The 21,079-nt window shown below is 43.6% G+C and carries 18 protein-coding genes, 1 tRNA gene and 2 pseudogenes; 11 read left to right on the top strand and 10 right to left on the bottom strand.

Annotated elements, in window-relative coordinates:
• The 5 genes and pseudogenes from G458_RS0108175 to G458_RS0108155 form a co-directional block, all read right to left on the bottom strand.
• A pseudogene (locus G458_RS0108175) lies at nucleotides 1–183 on the bottom strand (IS256 family transposase); the annotation flags it as partial.
• A gap of 256 nt (nucleotides 184–439) precedes the next feature.
• Nucleotides 440–1,366: an aspartate carbamoyltransferase catalytic subunit gene (locus tag G458_RS0108170; protein ID WP_026951470.1), complete on the bottom strand. Its 927-nt coding sequence runs from the start codon at nucleotides 1,364–1,366 to the stop codon at nucleotides 440–442.
• Between the two features lie 2 nt (nucleotides 1,367–1,368).
• Nucleotides 1,369–1,917: a bifunctional pyr operon transcriptional regulator/uracil phosphoribosyltransferase PyrR gene (gene pyrR, locus G458_RS0108165; protein WP_026951469.1), complete on the bottom strand. Its 549-nt coding sequence runs from the start codon at nucleotides 1,915–1,917 to the stop codon at nucleotides 1,369–1,371.
• A gap of 35 nt (nucleotides 1,918–1,952) precedes the next feature.
• A complete protein-coding gene (locus G458_RS0108160) occupies nucleotides 1,953–3,572 on the bottom strand; it encodes a hypothetical protein (protein WP_026951468.1) in 1,620 nt (539 codons plus the stop codon).
• Nucleotides 3,569–3,967: an EVE domain-containing protein gene (locus tag G458_RS0108155; RefSeq protein ID WP_026951467.1), complete on the bottom strand. Its 399-nt coding sequence runs from the start codon at nucleotides 3,965–3,967 to the stop codon at nucleotides 3,569–3,571. The genes G458_RS0108160 and G458_RS0108155 overlap by 4 nt, the downstream gene beginning before the upstream one ends.
• Before the next feature lie 349 nt (nucleotides 3,968–4,316).
• On the opposite strand from G458_RS0108155, the gene polX reads away from it, so the two are divergent.
• The 7 genes from polX (at nucleotide 4,317) to G458_RS0108120 (ending at nucleotide 10,803) form a co-directional block, all read left to right on the top strand.
• Complete coding sequence (gene polX / locus G458_RS0108150) at nucleotides 4,317–6,020, top strand: DNA polymerase/3'-5' exonuclease PolX (protein WP_026951466.1); 1,704 nt, start codon at nucleotides 4,317–4,319, stop codon at nucleotides 6,018–6,020.
• 113 nt (nucleotides 6,021–6,133) lie between these two features.
• Nucleotides 6,134–6,421 carry a hypothetical protein gene (locus tag G458_RS0108145; RefSeq protein WP_026951465.1) on the top strand — a complete coding sequence of 96 codons (288 nt, stop codon included), beginning with the start codon at nucleotides 6,134–6,136 and terminating at the stop codon, nucleotides 6,419–6,421.
• 128 nt (nucleotides 6,422–6,549) lie between these two features.
• On the top strand, nucleotides 6,550–7,119 hold the full coding sequence (locus G458_RS0108140) for an RNA polymerase sigma factor (protein WP_026951464.1): 570 nt from the start codon (nucleotides 6,550–6,552) through the stop codon (nucleotides 7,117–7,119).
• A complete protein-coding gene (locus G458_RS0108135) occupies nucleotides 7,112–7,915 on the top strand; it encodes a hypothetical protein (protein WP_026951463.1) in 804 nt (267 codons plus the stop codon). Before G458_RS0108140 ends, G458_RS0108135 begins: the two co-directional genes overlap by 8 nt.
• Before the next feature lie 39 nt (nucleotides 7,916–7,954).
• A complete protein-coding gene (locus G458_RS0108130; RefSeq protein WP_026951462.1) occupies nucleotides 7,955–9,001 on the top strand; it encodes a porin family protein in 1,047 nt (348 codons plus the stop codon).
• Between the two features lie 44 nt (nucleotides 9,002–9,045).
• Nucleotides 9,046–9,861: a hypothetical protein gene (locus G458_RS20445; protein WP_051287131.1), complete on the top strand. Its 816-nt coding sequence runs from the start codon at nucleotides 9,046–9,048 to the stop codon at nucleotides 9,859–9,861.
• A 15-nt stretch (nucleotides 9,862–9,876) separates the two neighbouring features.
• Complete coding sequence (locus tag G458_RS0108120) at nucleotides 9,877–10,803, top strand: DUF4097 family beta strand repeat-containing protein (protein WP_026951461.1); 927 nt, start codon at nucleotides 9,877–9,879, stop codon at nucleotides 10,801–10,803.
• Between the two features lie 202 nt (nucleotides 10,804–11,005).
• Here G458_RS0108120 and G458_RS0108115 read toward each other — a convergent pair whose 3' ends face one another.
• Nucleotides 11,006–11,494 carry a hypothetical protein gene (locus tag G458_RS0108115; RefSeq protein ID WP_026951460.1) on the bottom strand — a complete coding sequence of 163 codons (489 nt, stop codon included), beginning with the start codon at nucleotides 11,492–11,494 and terminating at the stop codon, nucleotides 11,006–11,008.
• 10 nt (nucleotides 11,495–11,504) lie between these two features.
• A complete protein-coding gene (locus G458_RS0108110) occupies nucleotides 11,505–12,608 on the bottom strand; it encodes a ferredoxin--NADP reductase (protein ID WP_026951459.1) in 1,104 nt (367 codons plus the stop codon).
• A 205-nt stretch (nucleotides 12,609–12,813) separates the two neighbouring features.
• On the opposite strand from G458_RS0108110, the gene purB reads away from it, so the two are divergent.
• On the top strand, nucleotides 12,814–14,157 hold the full coding sequence (purB, locus tag G458_RS0108105) for an adenylosuccinate lyase (RefSeq protein ID WP_026951458.1): 1,344 nt from the start codon (nucleotides 12,814–12,816) through the stop codon (nucleotides 14,155–14,157).
• Between the two features lie 473 nt (nucleotides 14,158–14,630).
• On the opposite strand, the gene G458_RS0108100 is transcribed toward purB, so the two are convergent.
• From G458_RS0108100 to G458_RS0108090, 3 genes are all read right to left on the bottom strand, one after another.
• Nucleotides 14,631–15,152 (bottom strand): transposase, encoded by a 522-nt coding sequence (locus tag G458_RS0108100; RefSeq protein WP_026951457.1) that lies wholly within the window; start codon nucleotides 15,150–15,152, stop codon nucleotides 14,631–14,633.
• Between the two features lie 613 nt (nucleotides 15,153–15,765).
• Complete coding sequence (gene ctlX / locus G458_RS0108095) at nucleotides 15,766–16,698, bottom strand: citrulline utilization hydrolase CtlX (protein WP_026951456.1); 933 nt, start codon at nucleotides 16,696–16,698, stop codon at nucleotides 15,766–15,768.
• A 3-nt stretch (nucleotides 16,699–16,701) separates the two neighbouring features.
• Nucleotides 16,702–17,580, bottom strand: coding sequence for a membrane protein (locus G458_RS0108090; RefSeq protein WP_026951455.1), 879 nt, complete (start codon nucleotides 17,578–17,580; stop codon nucleotides 16,702–16,704).
• 267 nt (nucleotides 17,581–17,847) lie between these two features.
• On the opposite strand from G458_RS0108090, the gene G458_RS0108080 reads away from it, so the two are divergent.
• The 3 genes and pseudogenes from G458_RS0108080 to G458_RS20435 all read left to right on the top strand — a co-directional run bounded on the left by G458_RS0108080 (nucleotide 17,848) and on the right by G458_RS20435 (nucleotide 21,038).
• A tRNA-Asn gene (locus tag G458_RS0108080) sits at nucleotides 17,848–17,921 on the top strand.
• A 217-nt stretch (nucleotides 17,922–18,138) separates the two neighbouring features.
• On the top strand, nucleotides 18,139–19,590 hold the full coding sequence (locus G458_RS20440; RefSeq protein WP_051287136.1) for a sulfatase family protein: 1,452 nt from the start codon (nucleotides 18,139–18,141) through the stop codon (nucleotides 19,588–19,590).
• 81 nt (nucleotides 19,591–19,671) lie between these two features.
• A pseudogene (locus G458_RS20435) lies at nucleotides 19,672–21,038 on the top strand (FAD-binding protein).
• Nucleotides 21,039–21,079 lie beyond the last annotated feature (41 nt).

The following is a 21,079-nucleotide window of genomic DNA, read 5'->3' as shown; positions in this document are numbered from 1 at the left end:
CCCATTACGGGTGTTTTCCCCGGTGGATTCCCCGTGCTTCTCATAGCCCAGGTGATTATCCATTTCTCCTTCAAGGATGGCTTCTACGCCCCGCTTTTGGAGCTGACCCAGAAAAGCGTAAAGCTCTTCTCCATTTTTGAACTGCTTGAGGAACTCCTCGCTGAATGCATCTTCTTTTTTCATAGCTTAAGTGTGTGAAGGTATCCCGAAAAAGTTATTTCCGTAATTTTTCCAGGCCTTTTAAGGGGCCGAAAAATTCCAGAATAACTTTTTCTACCACTTACACACTTATCGGGACGCTACCCAAACTGAAGATGGATCCAGCTATTTCCTTTAAAACAAAAAAACGGTTGGGACAAACCTCACCGTTTTTTTCTTGCTTATTATCTCTTGCTTTTCGCCTGTCAGGCTTAGCTAGGCGAAACCTTGCTTCTAAAAACTATCCCTTTGCTCCTGCTAAAAGGTAAAGAACTGCCATCCGAACAGCTACTCCATTTTCCACTTGATCCAAAATGATGGAATGTGCAGAATCTGCAGCATCCGAGCTCAATTCCACTCCGCGGTTGATAGGACCCGGGTGCATTAGGACAATTTCTTTGTTTAAGGAATCCAGCATCTTGCGGTTGATGCCATAGTACAAAGAGTATTCTCTCAAACTTGGGAAGTATTTGATCTGCTGTCTTTCCAACTGGATTCTGAGCACGTTGGCTACATCACACCATTCCAGAGCTTTCTGCACGTCCAGTTCGATTTTGACACCAAGACTGGAAATGTATTTTGGCAAAAGCGTAATCGGTCCGCAGACCATCACCTCAGCTCCCAATTTTTGAAGGCAAAAGATATTGGAAAGGGCTACTCTGGAGTGAAGAATATCACCGATAATCGCCACTTTTTTCCCGGCCAAATCTCCAAGTTTTTCCTGCATGGAAAAAGAATCCAACAATGCTTGGGTCGGGTGCTCGTGCGTTCCGTCGCCCGCATTGACAATATTTGCTTTGACATTTCTGGACAGAAAATGCGGAGCCCCAGGACTGGCATGACGCATCACCACCATATCCACTTTCATGGCCAGAATATTATTGACAGTATCGACCAGGGTTTCTCCCTTTTTCACAGAGGAATTGGAAGAAGAGAAATTGACCACATCAGCACTGAGTCTTTTTTCAGCCAGTTCGAAAGAAAGTCGGGTCCGGGTAGAGTTTTCAAAAAATACATTGGCAATGGTAATGTCCCGGAGGGAAGGAACCTTTTTGATGGGTCGGTTGATGACCTCTTTAAAGTTTGCCGCAGTTTCTAAAATTAATCGAACATCAGATTCGGTGATGTCCTTGATTCCAAGTAGGTGTCTGGTGCTGAGTTGCGACATGATTAATTATTAGCTTTCTCTGTGATCCAAATAGCGTCTTGTTCCTGGCCTTGTCCAGCCCATTCTACTACCACATATTGACTGTCCAGGGTATTTACTTTCACCCCGCAATAATCAGGCATGATCGGATAATCCCGGGTCAATTTTCTATCCACCAACACCATCAATTCCACTTTCTGAGGTCTTCCGAAAGCAATCATGGCATCCATGGCAGCTCGGACCGAACGGCCTTTGTAAAGTACATCGTCGATCAAAATGACCTTTTTACCCTCCACCAAAAAATCAATTCGGGTTTCATTGGCCTTGAGCGGAAAATCTCTTCTCCGAAAATCATCCCGGTGAAAAGTTGCGTCCAAAGCTCCATAAGGCACTTTCACTCCTGAAATTTCAGCTAAAAGTTGGACGATTTTTTCCATCAAAATGGTCCCTCTGGGCTGTAGCCCAAGGATTACCGTATTGTCGAAATTGTCGTGATTTTCGATGAGTTGGTAGCAGAACCTTTTTAGGGTGATGGCAATCTGCTGCTGATCGAGTACAAGCCGCTTTTGCATGAGGTAGATTTGGGCGTAAATATAGAAAAATAAAACTAGTCTTTTTCCCCTTCCGGGGTGTACAAATCCCCGTCCAAAACGATTTTACTCATAAAAAACACTTTTCTGAATTCCTCCCGATTGCCCTCTCCCAAGTAGCGAATGGTCTGCTTTCCAGAGATCAAAAAGTAATTGTCATACCAGTGGACCAAGCGTAAAGTTTCCGTGTCTGTATTTCGAATCCTTTCATTTTCATCCAGCAACTCCAGCGCGAAAAACATTCGCTCGAATACCTTTTCCCCGTTTCTGAAGAAACTTGCAATGATCTGATCTTCCTCGATGTAAACGTGATACAAATCATCCCCAACCACTGCTACCTCTCCAAAAGGCTCCTGATAATTGGTAGAGAAGCCCGCATATGAGGCCGAATTGTCCCAGATTACTTGTCCTTGTTTGCCCACTTTAATGAAATGTGCAGAGACATATTGGTAGTCAATAACGCTGAAGTACTGGTTTTGAGACAAATTCATGGGAAGAAAAGGATCCATGAAATAGGGAGAGTATCCCATTCTATTGAATCGGTCATACCTATAAGTCGTAAAAGGTGAATATCCTCTGGGACGATTCCCTCCTCTTGAAGTGGAGATATTCAACTGATCAAAATAGACATAGTAGGCCTCTTCAGTTTCTCTCACATCTCTGACCAAATAAGAATTTCGGATGGATGGAACCTTACTGTTTTCCAACTCTTTCAAAATCTGCTTATTCCTTTTTTCTTGCTGTTTTTCCTTCAGGTAGCTGTAAAAATTCGGGAAGTCTTCCAAGGTGTACAACTTGAAGGTATACTCTCCAAACTCATTGATTTCCATGATATACATCCCCTGATAGGAATTTCTTCCATCTTGCCCAAAAGAGCCAATCATGACTTGTTGGTAGTTTTGATCAGCAAGAAGAATCCCATCCAGGATCTCCTGGTCAGCCGATCCAAATCGATCGACCTTTACCTCCCGAACTAAATTCCCCAGCAAATCATAGGTTAAAATGGAAGTTTCCCGGTTGCGGTATTGCCCTTTCCTACTCACCACCACTTCTATAGCTTCCAGTTCGGGCATTTTTCGGATCTGAAGTACTTGGGTATTATTTCCATATACCCCTTGGACGGTATGAAGACTTTTATCTTCTAAATCCAGGATCTGCAAAACGGGCCGGGCATCAGATGTCCCCATGAAAATGGCCTTCTTGTTTTGAACCAGAAACTCCACCAGCTCTAAGTCCAAAAGATTGTCTGCGGCATACTCCAGTCCCTTTTTGGTCTCCAGATCGACTTCCAGAATATACTTGGCCGCACTTGGAGTCATTCCCCTGGCCAACAAAATGTATAGCTTGGTTTTTTCGGTATCGTATCCGATCATCTCGTAGTTGTTTCGGATTGGGAGCTCGATCACTCCTTCTGAATTCAGATTTTTATCGGTGATGAAAAATTGGAGAGTCCTTTCCGCTGAAAAGCTTTTCGTCTGTAAGGTCCGGAAGGATACCAGCCCCATATCTGTCCTCATGATTTCAAAAATGGGCTCATATTCATCTCCTCTGACTTCATAGCGTGAGAGGAATTTCACTTGAGCCAAAAGCTGAGTCTGAATAAAAATCGAGAGTAATAGGACAATAAGTTTTTTCATGCAGACATTTTGATCAGAAGTTCAAATTCTTCGGGGCTTACAGCCATTACGGAAAGGCGGCTTTGTTTCAGCATCAACATTTCGGAAAGCCGGTCTTCGGACTTGATTTCGGCAAGGGAAACAGGTCTTTTTAGAGTTTGTTTGGCTTTCAGTTTTACCGCTACCCAAGCCTCATCTTTTGGATCCGGAAAGGCCTCTTCGGACACTTCAGACACTCCAACAACTGCCTTTTCTTTCCCGCTATGGTAAAACAACACCAAATCTCCCTTTTTCATTTCCTTGAGAAAATTCCGCGCTTGATAATTCCTAACACCATCCCAAACATCCTCTCCTTTAGCTAGAAAATCCTCCCAAGAGTAAGATGTAGGCTCTGTTTTGACCATCCAGTAGTTCATATGTGAGTTTTAGGTTATTGGAATAGTAAGTTAATAGTTATTGGTTATTGGGAAATAGGTTATTCGTTATTAGTTATTAGTTATTGGTTATTGGTTATTGGAAAGTGAAACTCGAGCATCTTGCCAATTGCATATTGCCTATTGCCTATTGCCTTTCAGCCTGAGCCAAGCAGAAGCCTCTTACCAATCCCCATTTTCTCCAAATCCAATGGCTGCTTCCTTGCCTGCTCCCTGGTGCGATCAATTTCCCCGAATCCAAGACTTAATTCATAAGTTACCCTTTCGGACTTTAAATTGAAACAATAATTAAAGACATTTGTCTAAGTTCGTTTACGAAAAACAGGAAATTTTGGACCACAAGACTCTTCTTAAAAAACTAAAGCTGGGCATCCAGCTGATGGAACTTCACGACGAAAACCCCTTCAAAATCAGAAGCTACCAAAGTGCCCTTACGGCGATGGATCGCGGGGATTTTGATATTATGGAGCTTTCAGATGATCAACTGACTCAAATCAATGGAGTTGGAAAAAGTCTCGTGGAAGTAATCAAAAACCTGAAAGAGACCGAATCTTTTCCTGCCTTGGACGAATTATTGGAAAAGACTCCCGAAGGAATCCTCGAAATCCTTCAAATCAAGGGATTAGGACCAAAAAAAGTCAAAGTTCTCTGGCAGGAATTAGGCATCACCTCCACTCATGAGCTGATGGAGGCCTGCCAAAGCGGAATTGTGGCCAAGACCAAAGGCTTTGGAGAAAAGACCCAAGAGACCATTATCCAAAATTTGGAATTCAAAGCCTCCAATGCAGATAAGTGGTTATTTGCAGACATCGAACCCGTCTTCGAAGCTCTTGCGGAAAAAATCCAAAAAATCAGCTCCTCGGCTCAATTTGCAATCGTCGGAGAATATGCCCGAAAGATGGAAATCATTTCCCTGGCACATTTCCTCCTTGGAACCAATAATCCAGAGAAAGTCAAATCTGCCTTAAAAGCCTTTGAAGATATCGATTGGGATTTCACCAAATCCGGACCAAATACCTGGAGGGGAAAATTGAAAGAAGCAGATTTGCATGTCAGAGTAGATTTTTGCGCTGAGGAAGATTTTCTCTGGAAAAAACTCAGCCTCACCGCAGCAAAAGGACATTTGCTTTCTCCTGCCTCGGATACTGAAACTATCGCAGAAAAAATCCAGAAAAAAGACTACCAATCCGAAGAAGAGTTTTTCTCCAAAAACGATCTTCAATTTATCCCTGCCGAAATGCGGGAAGGATTTGGAGAAGTTACCTTGGCAAGGGAAAATAAAATCCCTCAGCTTTTGGAGGACAAAGACCTCAAAGGCATCCTGCACAACCACTCAACCTACAGTGACGGGAAGCATAGCCTTCGCCAAATGGCAGAACACTGCAAGGCTTTGGGGTATGAATATTTGGGTATTGCAGATCACAGTCGGACTGCCACCTATGCCGGAGGTCTCGAAATCGAAAAAGTCCTGAAGCAACATCAAGAAATTGATGAACTGAATAAAGAATTGGCCCCTTTCCGGATTTTCAAAGGAATAGAATCTGATATCCTGGGGGATGGAAGTTTGGATTACCCTAAGGACGTGCTTGCAAGTTTTGACTTCATAGTCTCCTCCGTCCACTCCATCTTGAATATGGATGTAAATCGAGCCACTGACCGTTTACTTCGCGCAATTGCCAATCCATACACCACCATTTTAGGCCACCCGACTGGACGGCTATTGCTTAGAAGAGAAGGCTATCCCATCGATCATAAAACCATCATCGACGCCTGTGCCGCCCAAAATGTAGTCATTGAAATCAATGCCAACCCTTGGAGGCTGGATTTGGATTGGCGATGGGTTCGCTACGCCATGGACCAAGGTGTCAAGCTAGCCATCAATCCCGATGCTCACGAAATGGATGGGTATTTGGACATGAAATATGGAGTCTTGGTTGGAAGAAAAGGCGGCTTGACCAAAGAAATGACACTCAATGCACTCAGTCGGGAAGAAATTGCTGCTTTCTTTGCAGAACGAAAAGCGAAGATCAAGTGATCAGTCCCAGTGATCAGTCTCAGTGGTCTGTGGACAGTGGACCGTTGACAAAAAATTAATTCCTAATTCCTAATTCCTAATTCCTAATTCCTAATTCCTAATTCCTAATTAATATGAAATGGTCTGAATTACCCGAACCTGTATTGCTTCAAAGGTCTTTTCTCTTTGGGATTGTAGGAATCATATTGGGAACACTTTCCCTGATCAATACCCATTTTGCTTACTTGGATGCTCCCATGGGTCCATTAAATGGGGTAAGTCTGCTTTTGCAATTCGCAGGAATTGGTCAATCCATTTTGGTATTAAGAAAGAGAAAACTAGCACCAGAATTCAAAGAAAAGGCTCAAATCCTGATTCTTGTGTTGGGTGTAGCATTGCTTTTCTTCATTTTTTCTCTGTAAAACCGGAGAACCAAAGCAACTGATTATCAATTGCTTTATTTTCCTGAGAAATATTTTTTAACTTTTTTTGACAGGCCACGCAACGATTTCTCCCAGGCCTGCATCTACCCTATTGAAAGCCAACCGGAATGTTTAACAGACCAAATTTTTCAACTGAAGAAGGACTCATCAAGGGATGCATGAATGGCGACCGATCGGCGCAGCGTCACTTGTACGATACTTATTCGGGGAAATTTTTGGGAATCTGTCTCAGGTACCTCAAAGACAGAGAACATGCCGAGGACGTGATGATCGAAAGCTTTATGAAAATTTTCGAAAAACTCCCTCAATATCAAGCTAAGGGCAGTTTCGAGGGCTGGATGAAGCGGATTGTAGTCACTCAGGCGCTAATGACCTTGAGAAGTAACCGTCATCTGATGATGGAAGTCCACATCGAAGGAGAATACGAGTACCAAAACCATCACTACGAACTGACCCATATGGAGGCAGCCGAACTGATGGATCTGGTCCAAAGTCTACCGGTAGGCTATCGGACCGTATTCAACCTTTATGCAATCGAGGGCTACTCCCATCAGGAAATCGGGGAATTACTCGGAATAACCGAAAGCACTTCCAAATCTCAGCTCAACCGCGCCCGGAACGCTCTCAAAGAAAAAATTGCCGGTCTGCAACCTAAAATCAAGACAAATCATGGCTAAGTCAAACGAAACATTCGACCAGATTTTCAAGGAAAAGTTGGAAGGACACCAAGAAAAGCCCAGCGCTTTGGCTTGGGAAAGACTGGAGAGCCAGCTTCCCAAATCCAAGAAGCCTGGAGCAGGATTCTGGTGGGCAATTGCCGCATCTCTCAGTGCTTTGTTGATGGTAGCCTATGTCAACTGGCCGACTGAACCAGTGATTGTGGAGGGTAGCTTGGTGGCCTCCACGGAAAATTTTCAGGAAGCTTTAGCGACTTCTGAAGAAGCTATCCTTGAAAAGGAAAAATCAACTTCCGAAAGTATTTCCGATAAATCACAGCCCGAAAACCCAATTGAAACTCAGAAAAATCAGACCCCTATCCAATCAAAAGCTAAGACTCCTTCCCCTTCCCTAGCTACCGCTCAGAAAGAAACGAAAGTAGAATCTTTTGTGGCGGAAGCATCTTCGAAGCCAATGGAAAAGCAAGCCGAGCCAGTTCGGGTTTTGGAGACAAGACCTACAGAGTCTTCTTTAAGCCTTCCAGAATTAAAGACCACCGATATCAGTAAAGCAGTGGCCGAAGTCCAAAGCAGCCCTTCCGACGAACCTCTCTACCGAGTCAGCATTTTTTCTAATGGGATCAAAAAATCAGAGCCCATGGAGAAAAACCTGATTACGGAATTAGGAAAGACAGTGGGTCATGTGGAAGGCCTTTTGGGGAAAGTGGATGAAGGCTTTGCAGGAATCCAGGATAAAAAAGACAACCTATTTGCCTCCCTTACTTCCAAAAGGGAAAGAGCAGACGAAAAACCATAAAAAACTAAACCAACTCATTCTTTTAATCGATTCAAAATCATGAAAAAATACCTGCTATTATTCTGTTTGATGGCCTTGGTTCAGGTAGCCTTCGCCAGTGAGTACAAGGAATTCCCTTTGAAAACAGAAGCCATTGTCCTAAAAGACAGCGTGGTCATCGAGTTCGGGAAATCCGGAAAAGTGGTGATCATCGTAGAATCCAAAGAAGATTTCGACAAACTGAAACTGATGAATATCAATCAGATTATCAGCGAATTGGACCTTCAGGAAAACAAAGAAACCGGAGAACTTACCATCGTGGAAATCCGCAAAAAAGACGGATCAGTGAAAGAGGTCGTCAAAGTGTATGAAGATGCAGGACAGACCGAAGTCAATGTGGGCAGGATGAAAATTTCTGTCGATGAAAATGGATCCAATACCAAGGTCAAATTTGAAACCGGAGCCCGAAAACACCAGGATCCTCCATTCAGAACTTATTTCAACATCGACCTTGGGGTAAACAATTACCTAGATGCTGACGGGAAATTCCCGACCTCCGACCAACCTTATGCCGTCAAAGGCTGGGGAAGCTGGCAACTGGGCCTTAACTGGATGGCTGCTCAGCGAATTTCCAAAGGCTTCTTCTGGGATTTTGGAATTGGGATTCAGTTCTACAATTTCAAATTTGAAAACCGTGATTTCCAAGCCGTCAGAGGAGATGAAATGATCGAGTTTGTCCAAAGAACTGATGTCGAAGGATTCAAAAGCAAAATCTCCTCCACCTACCTCACAGCCATGACCATGCTTGAATTGGACTTTGGGAAAATGAATGACCAAGGTAGAAGAGGAATGAGACTAGCCGCAGGTCCTTATGTGGGCTACCGTCTTGGGGGACAGTCTAAGTTTTTATACCGTGAATTGGACGGTTCTGGAAGACGCCGGGACAAGGAATCAACGGGATTATACCTAGAAAATCTACGCTATGGTATCCGTGGTGAAATCGGAGTAGGAAGAGTGAAGTTCTTCTCCACCTATGACCTGAACTCCCTTTTCCAGGATAATAAAGGTCCTGAATTGAATCCGATCACTTTCGGAATAGTATTCTAATCAGGGGGGAATCCCCCCTACCTTTTTATGAAAATACACCAACTATGAGAAAATTAAACTTAACCATTTTGGTATCCCTGTTTTTTTCGGGAAGCCTACTGAGTCAAACCACCGATTCTACCAAGGTGGAAAATCAGACTACAGAATTCACCATTTTCGGAAAATCCTGGAAGGTGATCAAATATGAAGACGGGACCAAGTCCTATGAGTGGGAAACTGACAAAGAAGAGTACAGCCATTCAGACAAACACCCTTCGAAATTCCACTACAATTTTCTGGAATCTGAGGTCGGAATCAATGTCTGGCCAGTGGATAAAGGCGCTCCAAAAGTAAAACCTTGGGGAAGCTGGTATGTGGCTCTTCAGTCAGAAGGAACATGGAAAGCCACCAAAAACTTCCACCTCAAATCCTATTTAGGCGTCAACTGGTATAATTTCAAATTCGAGGATCCAGGCCTTGTCGCCATAAAAACACCCGGAGGAATTGACTTTGTGGACTACACAGATGTAGTAGAGAATCAAGCCGCAATACCTACCAAGTCCAAAATATCCGCCTCCTATGCGACATTGACTTTGATACCTTCCCTTCAAACCAATGACGGGAAAATGAGAATCGGAGCCGGAGGCTACTTGGGCTACCGATTAGGAGGCAGGGGAAAGTTTGTCTATGAACTGGACGGAGAAAAGGTCAAAGATTTCACCAAGTCCAACATGTACGCAGCCAACTTCCGCTACGGAGTTCGGGGAGAAATCGGAATTGCAGATGTAACCCTTTTCTTCAATTATGACCTGAACAATTTCTTTGAGGATCAAAAAGGTCCAGAACTTCAAGCCATAAGCTTTGGTGTAAGAATTAATTAATCAACCCTACATACTATGAATACCTTATTCAAAAAAGCATTCCTTGCCCTCACTTTGGTGGTGATGTCAACGGCTGTGTTCGCACAGAACGTTTTGGTAAACACCAAAAAAAGCTATTCCGGAATTAAGCGGGTGGAAGTGGAAAGCGGCTGGTTGAATGTCACTTACAAAGGCGGAAACTCCAGTGGAATAAATGTAGAAGCCTACCTTGAGTCCAACGATTCAGATCAGGATATTGTGTTTGTCACAGTCGGAGATGTCCTGAAAATCAGCCATACCCGCAAGCAGAACAATTACAATTGGAACACCAAAAACAAGGGCTACATCAACATTACCGGACCAGAAAACATGGACTTGGATATCAAAGGTAGTTCTGGTAACCTAACCGTTGAAAATATCTCCAGCTCAGAAACCAATCTGAGAGTATCCTCAGGAAATGTCAAAGCCTACAATATCAATGGAGATCTTTCCATCAAAGCAACCTCAGGAAACCTGACTGCAGATGGAATTTCCGGAAATGTAATCGGAGGCGTGACCTCCGGCAATGGCAACTTTTCCAATATTCAGGGAAATCTGAATTACGAATCCACCAGCGGATCTTTGGATGCAGACGGAATAGCCGGAGAAATCAATGTCCGACTCACATCAGGCAATGCCAAAATCAACAATGCAGGAAAACTAGGCTCTATGCAGTTTACCTCCGGAAATATCCGCGCTACCAATTCAGGTTTAGGTCCAAACACCAAGTTTAGCGGCACTTCCGGGAATTTCAGAGTTCAAACCAATTCCAATCTCAAAGCATTTAACTTTTCCCTAAGAGCCTCCTCCGGAAATCTAAAAGTCGGAGGAACTAATACCGGAAAAACTCTGGAAATTGACAATGGTGCTTCTACTTGGGTGAAGGGCAATATTTCCTCAGGAAACATCACCATAGAAAACTAAACTCTCTCACTATTTTATACTGAGAAAAGCCGAAGACCTGTGCTGAGCGGAGTCGAAGCATCAAATTTCAAATCCTAAGTTTCAAATTCTTGTGCTGAGCGGAGTCGAAGCCTTGTGCTGAGCGGGGTCGAAGCCTTGTGCTGAGCGAAGTCGAAGCCTTGTGCTGAGCAAAGCCAAGTTGTAAAAAAATCAAATCTCAAATCTAGACAGGCCGGGTAGTTTCTCTCAGAAGCTCCCGGTCTTCTTTTTTCAACTTCATCAATCTGGAAATTCGGTCCACACTGGGTTTGGCCAAAGAAAAAAACACCAAACACACGGCGAAAATCAGAATATGAACCGCGCCTTGGTCTAGCAAAAGGCCTACGGTGGAAAGAATGGATATCAAAAACAGCATCCAAAACCTGAATGTGGTCGCCTGAGCATAGATTTTAACTTTTTCCACAAGAGACATCTCTTCTGAGGCTGTTTTAAGCTTTTTATGGAAAATCATATACTGGCCGATCAGTAAGCCAATATTGATCCCCACCAACAATCCATTTGCAAAATCAGGAAGGCTAGGCAATCCCCAATCCAAGTTTCCGGAATTGTGATAAAGATAAACTACTCCGAACGGAGGGATGGCGATCAGCAAAACCACCAGACTTAGCTGTTCGATTTTTTGGTAGATCTTCCGGATTTCTTGATTTTCCAAAATGGGATGCTTATTCGATTGTGATTTTAATGTCGTCTGTCAAAGGCCGTGACACACAGCAAAGGACATATCCAGCCGCCAGCTCTTTTTCACTCAATCCCGCATCCTCATCCATTTTCACCTGACCGCTGAGAACTTTTCCTCTACATGCCGTGCAAAGACCACTCTGACAGCTATAAGGCATATTCAGACCGGCTGCAAGTCCGGCTTCCAAAACAGTCTGTTCGGGACTCACCGTCACCACTGATTCTTCTCCTTCCAAAACAATCTTCACATCCCGGGTTAAAATCCCGGTGTTGATGCCGTGGATGGCATCTTCATGCGCCTGATGCGCAGCAGCAGAGTAGAAGCTTTCTCGATGAATTCTATCCTTATCCACCTTCAATTCTTCCAACACCTTCATCGCGGTATCCATGATGCCGTCGGGCCCACAGAGGAAGTATATTTCCTGATATCGCTGCTCGTATTCCGCTTTGGCAAATAGGTCACGGAAAACATCCGCAGAGATTCTCCCTTTCAGTCCGGTCCAAGATTCGGATGGCTGGCTAAGGTTGTGAATGATCTTGAGTCGGTCCGGATTGGCTAGCTGAAGCATTGATAGCTGCTTCCCAAAAATGATATTTTCCTCATTTCTGCTCGCATAAATCAGCGTAATAATCGACTCTGGCTCATTGACCAACACGGATTTTAAAATTCCCATAATCGGGGTAATTCCGCTTCCACCTGCGATCAGAAAATAATGCCTCCTGTTTTTGGAATGGAAATCTGTGGTGAAGTTTCCCAGAGGCTTCAGTACATTAATTGTCTTGCCAGGGAATATTTTCTCATTCAAGAAATTGGAGAAAAGCCCATTGGGAACCCTCTTGACAGAAATTCCCGGAAATGGATCCACATAAGGAGAAGTGCAAAGAGAATAAGACCTACGCTGTTCCTTTCCTTCAAACTCCATCACCAAGGTCAGAAACTGACCAGGCTTGTAATCCAAATAAGGCTCTGGCTGCTCAAAATAAAGGGTAACCGTATCTGCTGTCTCGTGTACTACCTCCCGCACTTTCAGAGGAATAAAAGGATTTACCTTGACTTCCTCTTTCTTTTTCTTGAAGAAATTAAACATCTAAATTTTGGAATTGGGTGCAAAAATAACCCTCAAAGCTGGAATACCGAATCCCTGGGTAATTTTTCATAGAATAACCCCAAATAGATTGGCTTAGTTTGCCAATCCTCGGATAATTCTTAGGAAGAGACCAACAATTTGACCCAATGGATTAACTTTGGGACTTCCTAAAAAATGAAGCCCCGCTTCGCAAAACCAATTAAGAATGGAACTCAATGCCTTGACAGCAGTGTCCTCAGTAGATGGACGATATGCCGGCAAAACAGCCTCTTTACGACCTTTTTTCTCTGAATTTGCCCTGATCAAATACCGGGTGCATGTAGAAGTCGAATATTTTATTGCCCTCTGCCAGCTTCCTTTGCCTCAGTTAGAAAGTTTTGATCATGCGCTTTTCCCTCAGCTTAGAGATTGGGTCAAGCATTTTTCCCTCGAGGATGCAGAATGGATCAAGACCACTGAGCGAACTACCAACCACGATGTGAAGGCGGTAGAATACTTCCTGAAGGAAAAATTCGACCAACTGGGACTTGAGCAGTACAAAGAATTCATTCATTTTGGGTTGACTTCTCAGGACATCAACAACACCGCTACCCCTTTGATGCTAAAAAGAGGGCTTCAGGAGGTGATTTTACCTCAGATGGAAACCGTAGTCGAAAAACTGGCGGATCTGGCGGAAGAATGGAAAGACATTCCCATGCTGGCCAAAACCCACGGACAACCGGCCTCTCCTACCCGACTGGGCAAAGAATTTAATGTATTTGTAGTCCGCTTGAGAAAGCAATTGGAGCTATTGGAGCAAGTACCTTATTCTGCCAAATTCGGCGGTGCCACTGGAAACATGAATGCCCATCAAGTCGCCTACCCGGAATTTGACTGGAATGAATTTGCCTTCACTTTTGTCGAAAATTTCCTGGGGCTGGAGCGTTCTTTTCCTACCACTCAGATTGAGCATTACGACAACCTGGCCGCTACGTTTGATGGCTTGAAGCGGATCAACACCATTCTTTTGGACCTTTCCAAAGACGTCTGGCAATACGTAGCTATGAATTACTTCAAGCAAAAAATCAAAGCCGGAGAAGTGGGTTCCTCAGCCATGCCACATAAAGTAAACCCGATCGACTTCGAAAATGCTGAAGGTAATTTGGGGATTGCCAATGCCCTTTTGGAACACTTGGCTGCAAAGCTTCCGATCTCAAGGCTTCAGCGTGACTTGACAGACAGCACAGTACTTCGGGTCATCGGAGTGCCTTTGGCGCATATGTTGATTTCCTTGGAATCCCTACAAAAAGGTCTGAACAAGTTGGAATTGAACAAGGCCGCAATCGAGGCGGATTTGGAAGAAAACTGGGCTGTGGTAGCTGAAGCTATTCAGACGATTCTCCGAAGAGAAGGCTTCCCTAAGCCTTACGAGGCACTACGGGACCTTACCCGTACCAATACCAAAATCACTCAGGAATCCATTGCTGTTTTTGTGGATGGACTTCCAATTTCTGAAGAATTGAAAAGTGAATTGAAAGCCATCAGCCCGTTTAATTACACGGGAATTTAAGTAACCAGTATTTAGTCTCAGTGATCACTGGGACTGTCTACTTGCTAAATGGCAAGAAATTCTCCGCCATCATCCACCGGGCAGAGCCTCCGCCGCCATTGTGAGTGTCCCCACTCACAATATTCCATTTCTGCCGTTGTGAGTGTCCCTACTCACAACAACCTATTTAATGCTTAAGAAATCGAGTGAGGACACTCGATTGGGCAGTGCTTTAAGTGTTCAGAAATCAGTCTCAGTATTCAGTCTCAGTGATCACTGGGACTGTCTACTTGCTAAATGACAAGAAATTCTCCGCCATCATCCACCTGGCTGAGCCTCCTCCGCCATTGTGAGTGTCGCCACTCACAATATTCCATTTCCGCCGTTGTGAGTGTCCCTACTCACAAAATCCAACATTACTTATTTCATCGTTGCACGAGTGTGATCCTCCACAAAAAGCATTATTTATCATTTTAGCAAACTCAGGAAAGATCTTAAATCCTTTCACCGATATGGTTCAAAAAATTAAATCTGTCTCTGCCCGTTTCATAAAACTCATAAGATGAAAATGGATAAAGATCTGGACTTTCAGAAAGCATCCATTTTCCCCGACACGGATTATTATGAATATATTCTAGCTTTTGAAAAATGACTTTTGGAGAATATATCTCAATAGGTAATGAATTTCTTTGCCAAAATAAATGAGCTTTATTTTGTTCATTCACTTCAAAAAATTTTAAATAAGTAGGATCCTTCTCTTTTAGTGTTTTTAGAAATTTATGTGCTGTGTATTTCAAGAAACTTGTGTGTGGGGACTCTTTACCATTGAGTTCAAGCATTTCCCAAATTAAATGAATGTGGTTCGGCATAATTACAAAGCCGTAAACTTTAATAAGTTTTTTTGAACTTAGAAATTGTAAACTTTCTAATACTATTCTTTTAAACACATCTTTTTCTAAAAGAGTGTTCCATTCCTTAATAGTTGCTGTAAAAAAATAAACTTTTTCGAGTTCCATCGAAGAAACAATTCGTGACAAAAATTTTAAAATAAAATTTAACAACATTAGTTAAATTCTAATAACTGTAAGCGGCTCATGACATTATTTTTTGAAAGCATAATGATATTAAACTCTCCGCCGTTGTGAGTGTCTCCACTCACAATATTCCATTTACAGTTTTTCGCCTCCGTTGTGATTGCTCCCAATCACAGCATCCCTTTTACTGTTTTTCATACTCAAACCTTAAGAAATCGAGTGAGGACACTCGATTGGGCATTCCTCTATCCTGCCATTGGAAGTGTCTCCTCCTTTGTGAGTTTCTTCACTAATAATATTCTCTGCCAATGTGAGTGTCCCCACTCACAACAATCTTTTTAATATACTCTGTGATCACTGGGACTGTCTACTTGCTAAATGGCAAGAAATTCTCCGCCATCATGCACCGGGCAGAGCCTCCTCCGCCATTGTGAGTGTCCCCACTCACAATATTCCATTTCTGCCGTAATAAGTGTCCCCACTCACAACAATCTATTTAATGCTTAAGAAATCGAGTGAGGACACTCGATTGGGCAGTGATTTAAGTGTTCAGAAATCAGTCCCAGTGATCAGTCTCAGTGATCACTGGGACTGTCTACTTGCTAAATGGCAAGAAATTCTCCGCCATCATGCACCGGGCAGAGCCTCCTCCGAGTTTTTCGATAATCGGAAGATTTGGACTAATGATAGTCGAATATTTTTCAATGGACTGAATCTGCCCCACAGTCAGGGAATCGTAGGCAGTTTGGGACATGACGGTAAACTTCTCCCCACCCCCGTTGGTCACTTCAAGCATATTTCCGGCAAAATTGAACTTTTGCTTGGGAGTAATCGGAATGATTTTCTTGCCAGATTGGGTCAAGGAATCCTGGACCAATTTCCTATCAGAAGACTTAACGATGCTATCCAAACAGACCACTGCCAGATCACTTCCCACATGCATCATGACATTGGTATGGTAGATAGGACTGAGCAACCCATTGATCTCTTGAGCCGCCTCAAATCCAATTACTTTGTGGCCCAATAATTGTCCCACATAATCCAAGGGAACCGGATGAGTGCGCTCAGAATAGCAGGCATAAATCACTTTCTGGTCGTGATCCATTACCATGCTGCCTGTTCCCTCCAGAAATTGGCCGCTTTCTTCAAAAAAACTCAAATCAATGATTTCATTGATCCGAAAGCCCTGCTGCATCAGGGATTCAAAAATTTCCTTTCTTCGCTCCAACCTACGGTTGGGTGAAAACATGGGATACAAAATGACTTTTCCATCCCGATGGGTAGAAAACCAATTATTCGGGAAAACAGCATCCGTTTTGGTCGGTAAAACCGAATCTTCCAAAACCAAAACTTTCACTCCTTGATCTCTTAACAAAGCCACAAATCCGTCAAATTCTTCCCGGGAAAGCCTTCTGATTTCTTCCTGAGAACGCCCATCTTCCTTCTGGTAGAAGTTATTTTTCGCAGTTTCAGCATTAAATCCAAAACTCGCCGGACGGATCATTATCAGATTGGGTGTCGTCTGCATAGCTTAATTTTTGGAAAACCGATAAAGTGTAGGAACGATATTGTATCGCTTTTCACTCAGGGTGAAAAAAGCCGAACCATCCGCATTGAAACCTATCGCCTCCCCTTGCGGCTCTGGTATATAAGGTAGTCTTTTGGGAGTCCTCCTCAAAGCCTCCTCCAGTCTTTCTCCGCTTCCCCTTTCCCAATAATAAATCCCATAGTAGTTTTTAATCAAAATTTTAGATCCATCTGCCGAGATATCTCCTGCCACTGCACTGGTAAACTCAAATTTCCCCAGTTCCTTCAGGACTGCCCTTCCTTGGGCAAAAGCATTTCCAGATACCCAATAAAGCGTGTTTTTCTCATCTCTTTTACTCACCAGATATATATCTCCTGTCCTCGGGTCAACCATCAAAGTTTCTGCATCTCGTGCTCCTCCGGGAAAAGTCAAACGGAGAATATCCGGTTTGATCTGGGATGATTTTTGGACTCTCTCAGGCTCAGGAAACCTGTAAATGCAAATCTCCGGATGGATTCCAGCATTGTCCCCGATTTCGCCGACAAACACGAAGGATTTACCATTTGGACCCGGACCCACCGCAATATCTTCCCAGTCCCGGTTTGCAGCTCCCATAAGGGAGATTTTCCCAATCTCCTGCCCCAAGGAATCGAGCAAATAAACCGCCGGCTCTCCACCGCTATCAGTATGAACATAGATCAGATTGGGGTGCGTTCTGGAAAAAGCCAAGCCGCTGATTTCATCCAAATCTTTATTGGAGATCTGCCCAACGGGCACCCCCGCCAGATATAGAGAATCGAATTTTACTTTTTGCTGTGAAAAAAGGGAAATGGAGTGCATTCCGCAGCATAAGAAGATCAACAAGGCTTTGAAGTAATTCATCCTTTAAAAATAGGATTTGCTATCCGCTATCCCTCAAAAAACCCTGTTAATGATTGTTTTTCTTTTTCCGATTTTAGGCAAAAAGCAGGATTGGAATCCTTGGATAAAAAATTATTCAAAAAATATCGAAAAATAAGTCCCTGAAATTGAATCAGAAAAAGCCATTTCCTGCATAAAACCTTAGATTTTTTGAAAACTGATTTGGAAAAAAAGGAACATGCCTCTACATTTGCAACACGTTTTCCGAAAGGGACAACGAAAACAAACTCCTCCTTAGCTCAGCTGGTTAGAGCACATGACTGTTAATCATGGGGTCCTTGGTTCGAGCCCAAGAGGGGGAGCTTCAGAAAAGCCTTCAGATTTACTTCTGAGGGCTTTTTTAATTTTACACCTATCGGCTTTTTCTCCAAGCAAATTTCTGAGCCTATAAAGAGACATTTTTCTGAATCCCTTTTTCTCAAACTATTCCATACTTTTTGGAATCCCCTACCAAAACTTCCCCTACAAAGCCCTATTTTAGGCTATCTGTCTTTTGTTTTAATACAACCCTTCGCCCCATTGAAAACTACTAAAAATCAAAGTATTGGGATTTCAATTATCCTAATCTCCACTCTATTTTTTGGCTTGCCAACCTCCAAGGCTCAAGCCCCTTCCCATGATAAGATGAACTTCATCATCATTTTTGCGGATGACCTCGGCTATGGGGATTTAAGCAGTTTTGGAAATCCATCCATTCTTACGCCCAACTTGGACCGAATGGCCATGGAAGGGCAAAAATGGACAAATTTCTATGTAGGTGCTTCTGTGTGCACTCCCTCCAGAGCGGCTCTTATGACAGGAAGATTGCCGATCCGAAATGGAATGATGAGTTCCCCAAACCGAGTACTTTATCCCAATTCCGCCAATGGCTTACCGGAATCTGAAATCACGCTTGCAGAGCAGCTCAAAAAGGCCGGATACAAAACAGGAATGGTCGGAAAATGGCATTTGGGACATAAAGAACCCTATCTCCCCACCAATCATGGCTTCGATTCTTACTATGGAATCCCCTATTCCAATGATATGGATATCACCAGAAAGTTGACTCCGGGAAATGGGTATTGGGAATTATGGACCAAACTCTATGATCAACTCAGCATTGAAGACTTTAATGTTCCCCTGCTCAGAGGCACAGAAATTATCGAAAGGCCAGCCAATCAACACACCATTTCGGAACGCTACACCGATGAATCCATAGCCTTTATCCGTAAAAATAAAGACCATCCCTTTTTCCTCTATTTAGCCCATAATTTTCCCCATGTCCCTCTTTTTACCAATGAGCGATTTAAGGGAAGTTCCAAAGGCGGCCTCTATGGGGATGTGGTCGAGGAAATGGATTATCAGGTTGGAAGAATCCTCGAAGCATTGAAAGAAGAAGGATTAGACAAAAACACTTTGGTAGTCTTTACTTCGGATAACGGCCCTTGGCTGCCCACGGAGATTTCTGGAGGCACTGCCGGTCAACTAAGAGATGGAAAGGGAACTACTTGGGAAGGGGGAATGCGTGAACCTACCATTTTTTGGGCTCCGGGAAATATAAAACCAGGGGTGATTACCGACTTGGGAACCACTATGGATTTATTTACCACCTTCAGCAGGATTGCAGGGCAGGAATTACCCAAGGACCGAGAGCTGGACGGCTATGATCTGTCCGGAGTCTTGTTCAATAAGGAAAGCAGTCCGAGAAAAGAAGTGTATTACTATCGGGAAAGGGAGTTGTATGCCGTACGTCTAGGATCTTTCAAAGCCCATTTCATTACCAAAGGTGGCTATGGAAAGGTGGAAAAACTCTACCATGAAGTTCCTCTGCTTTACAATGTGGACCAAGACCCCAGTGAACGGTTTAATATCGCTGAAGCCCACCCCGAAATCATTGAAAAAATCAAGGCTTTGGTTAAAGAGCATGAAAGCAAAATGGTGAAAATGCCAGATATGCTGAAGGATTTGGAATCGGGGAGGAATGTTCCTTAAACCTGATTTCCCTATTTTTAAGAAAAGGCTTCCCCGGAGGTCACTCTTTTGACCTTGAAAACCTCCCCTACCCAAATGACCATGAAAAAACGCGACTTCCTGAAAAACTCCGCCCTGCTTTTGGGATCTGCTGTACTTCCTCCATTTGTATCCTGCTCACCCAGAAAACCTGAAGAAACAGCCAGCCCGGAATTATTGAAAAACTGGGCCGAGAATTTTGAATTCAGCACATCTAATGTGCATTATCCTAAGTCCACGGAAGAGGTCCAAAATCTGGTCAAAAACACTCCGAAACTTCGGGTTTTAGGTTCCCCAGGCATTCCTTCAACCGGATTGCCGACAGCACGGAAAGCCTGATTTCTTTTGATCAACTGAACCAAGTGGTTTCCCTCGATGAGGAAAAACTTCAAGTCACTGTGCAAGGGGGAATCAAATACGGGGAACTGGCCAAATACCTTCACGAACGCGGCTATGCTTTGCACAATTTGGCCTCACTTCCCCATATCACGGTGGCAGGGACCATTTCTACCGCTACTCATGGATCAGGAGTGGGAAACGGAAATCTATCCTCCAGCGTTTCCGGCTTGGAGTTTGTCAATGCGGCCGGTGAACTTGTTTCACTGACGAAAAATGATCCGGAGTTTTTTGGTGCTGTCGTAGGCCTTGGAGCTTTGGGGCCGATCACGCAAGTGACTCTGGATATCATGCCTACTTTTGAAGTTGCCCAGGTGGTTTATCTGGATTTACCCATGGAGTCTTTGAAGGAAAATTTCAGGGAAATCATGGGAGCGGGATACAGCGTTAGCCTTTTTATCGACTGGAAAACAAGCAATGTCACTGAGGTCTGGGTCAAAAAGAAAGTGACTCCCGGTGAAGAGCTTCAGTTTCCGGAGGATTTTTATGGCGCCAAAAAAGCAAGTATCAAAATGCATCCGGTACCGGATTTGGATCCGGAAAGTTGCTCGGAGCAATTGGGCGTCCCGGGACCTTGGTTTGAAAGACTTCCCCATTTCAAAATGAAGTTTCAACCCAGTGCCGGAAAAGAACTCCAATCCGAATATTTCATCCCTTTTGAAAATGGTGTGGAAGGGCTTTTTGCCATTGCTGAAATGGCAAAACAAATCCATCCTCATCTCTTTATTTCAGAGATCCGAAGCATTAAAGCAGACGACTTGTGGATGAGCACCAGTTACCAACAAGACTCCATTGCCATACACACGACTTGGAAACAGGAAACGGAGAAAGTCATGGCCTTTCTGCCACAAATGGAGGAAAAGCTAGCCCCTTTCCATCCCAGACCTCATTGGGCGAAGTTATTTACTATTCCCGCTGATCAATTGGCTGCCCTCTATCCCAAATTGGAGGAATTCAAGGCCCTTTTGGCCAAACACGATCCGAAAGGGAAATTTAGAAATGACTTTATCCAACAGCATCTCTATGGGGAATAATTTTGAGGCTAGTAAAATTATTCCCACCTATAAAATCACTT

The organism is Algoriphagus mannitolivorans DSM 15301 (genome assembly GCF_000429425.1).
GTDB lineage: Bacteria > Bacteroidota > Bacteroidia > Cytophagales > Cyclobacteriaceae > Algoriphagus > Algoriphagus mannitolivorans.
This window is presented reverse-complemented; position numbering and strand designations above follow the sequence as displayed.

What these genes read in the sequence shown, in the direction of transcription:
- G458_RS0108170 (WP_026951470.1), bottom strand. Translation starts at nt 1,366, where the DNA reads ATGTCGCAACTCAGCACCAGACACCTACTTGGAATCAAGGACATCACC.
- pyrR (WP_026951469.1), bottom strand. Translation starts at nt 1,917, where the DNA reads ATGCAAAAGCGGCTTGTACTCGATCAGCAGCAGATTGCCATCACCCTA.
- G458_RS0108160 (WP_026951468.1), bottom strand. Translation starts at nt 3,572, where the DNA reads ATGAAAAAACTTATTGTCCTATTACTCTCGATTTTTATTCAGACTCAG.
- G458_RS0108155 (WP_026951467.1), bottom strand. Translation starts at nt 3,967, where the DNA reads ATGAACTACTGGATGGTCAAAACAGAGCCTACATCTTACTCTTGGGAG.
- G458_RS0108145 (WP_026951465.1), top strand. Translation starts at nt 6,134, where the DNA reads ATGAAATGGTCTGAATTACCCGAACCTGTATTGCTTCAAAGGTCTTTT.
- G458_RS0108140 (WP_026951464.1), top strand. Translation starts at nt 6,550, where the DNA reads ATGTTTAACAGACCAAATTTTTCAACTGAAGAAGGACTCATCAAGGGA.
- G458_RS0108135 (WP_026951463.1), top strand. Translation starts at nt 7,112, where the DNA reads ATGGCTAAGTCAAACGAAACATTCGACCAGATTTTCAAGGAAAAGTTG.
- G458_RS0108130 (WP_026951462.1), top strand. Translation starts at nt 7,955, where the DNA reads ATGAAAAAATACCTGCTATTATTCTGTTTGATGGCCTTGGTTCAGGTA.
- G458_RS20445 (WP_051287131.1), top strand. Translation starts at nt 9,046, where the DNA reads ATGAGAAAATTAAACTTAACCATTTTGGTATCCCTGTTTTTTTCGGGA.
- G458_RS0108120 (WP_026951461.1), top strand. Translation starts at nt 9,877, where the DNA reads ATGAATACCTTATTCAAAAAAGCATTCCTTGCCCTCACTTTGGTGGTG.
- G458_RS0108110 (WP_026951459.1), bottom strand. Translation starts at nt 12,608, where the DNA reads ATGTTTAATTTCTTCAAGAAAAAGAAAGAGGAAGTCAAGGTAAATCCT.
- purB (WP_026951458.1), top strand. Translation starts at nt 12,814, where the DNA reads ATGGAACTCAATGCCTTGACAGCAGTGTCCTCAGTAGATGGACGATAT.
- G458_RS0108100 (WP_026951457.1), bottom strand. Translation starts at nt 15,152, where the DNA reads ATGGAACTCGAAAAAGTTTATTTTTTTACAGCAACTATTAAGGAATGG.
- ctlX (WP_026951456.1), bottom strand. Translation starts at nt 16,698, where the DNA reads ATGCAGACGACACCCAATCTGATAATGATCCGTCCGGCGAGTTTTGGA.
- G458_RS0108090 (WP_026951455.1), bottom strand. Translation starts at nt 17,580, where the DNA reads ATGAATTACTTCAAAGCCTTGTTGATCTTCTTATGCTGCGGAATGCAC.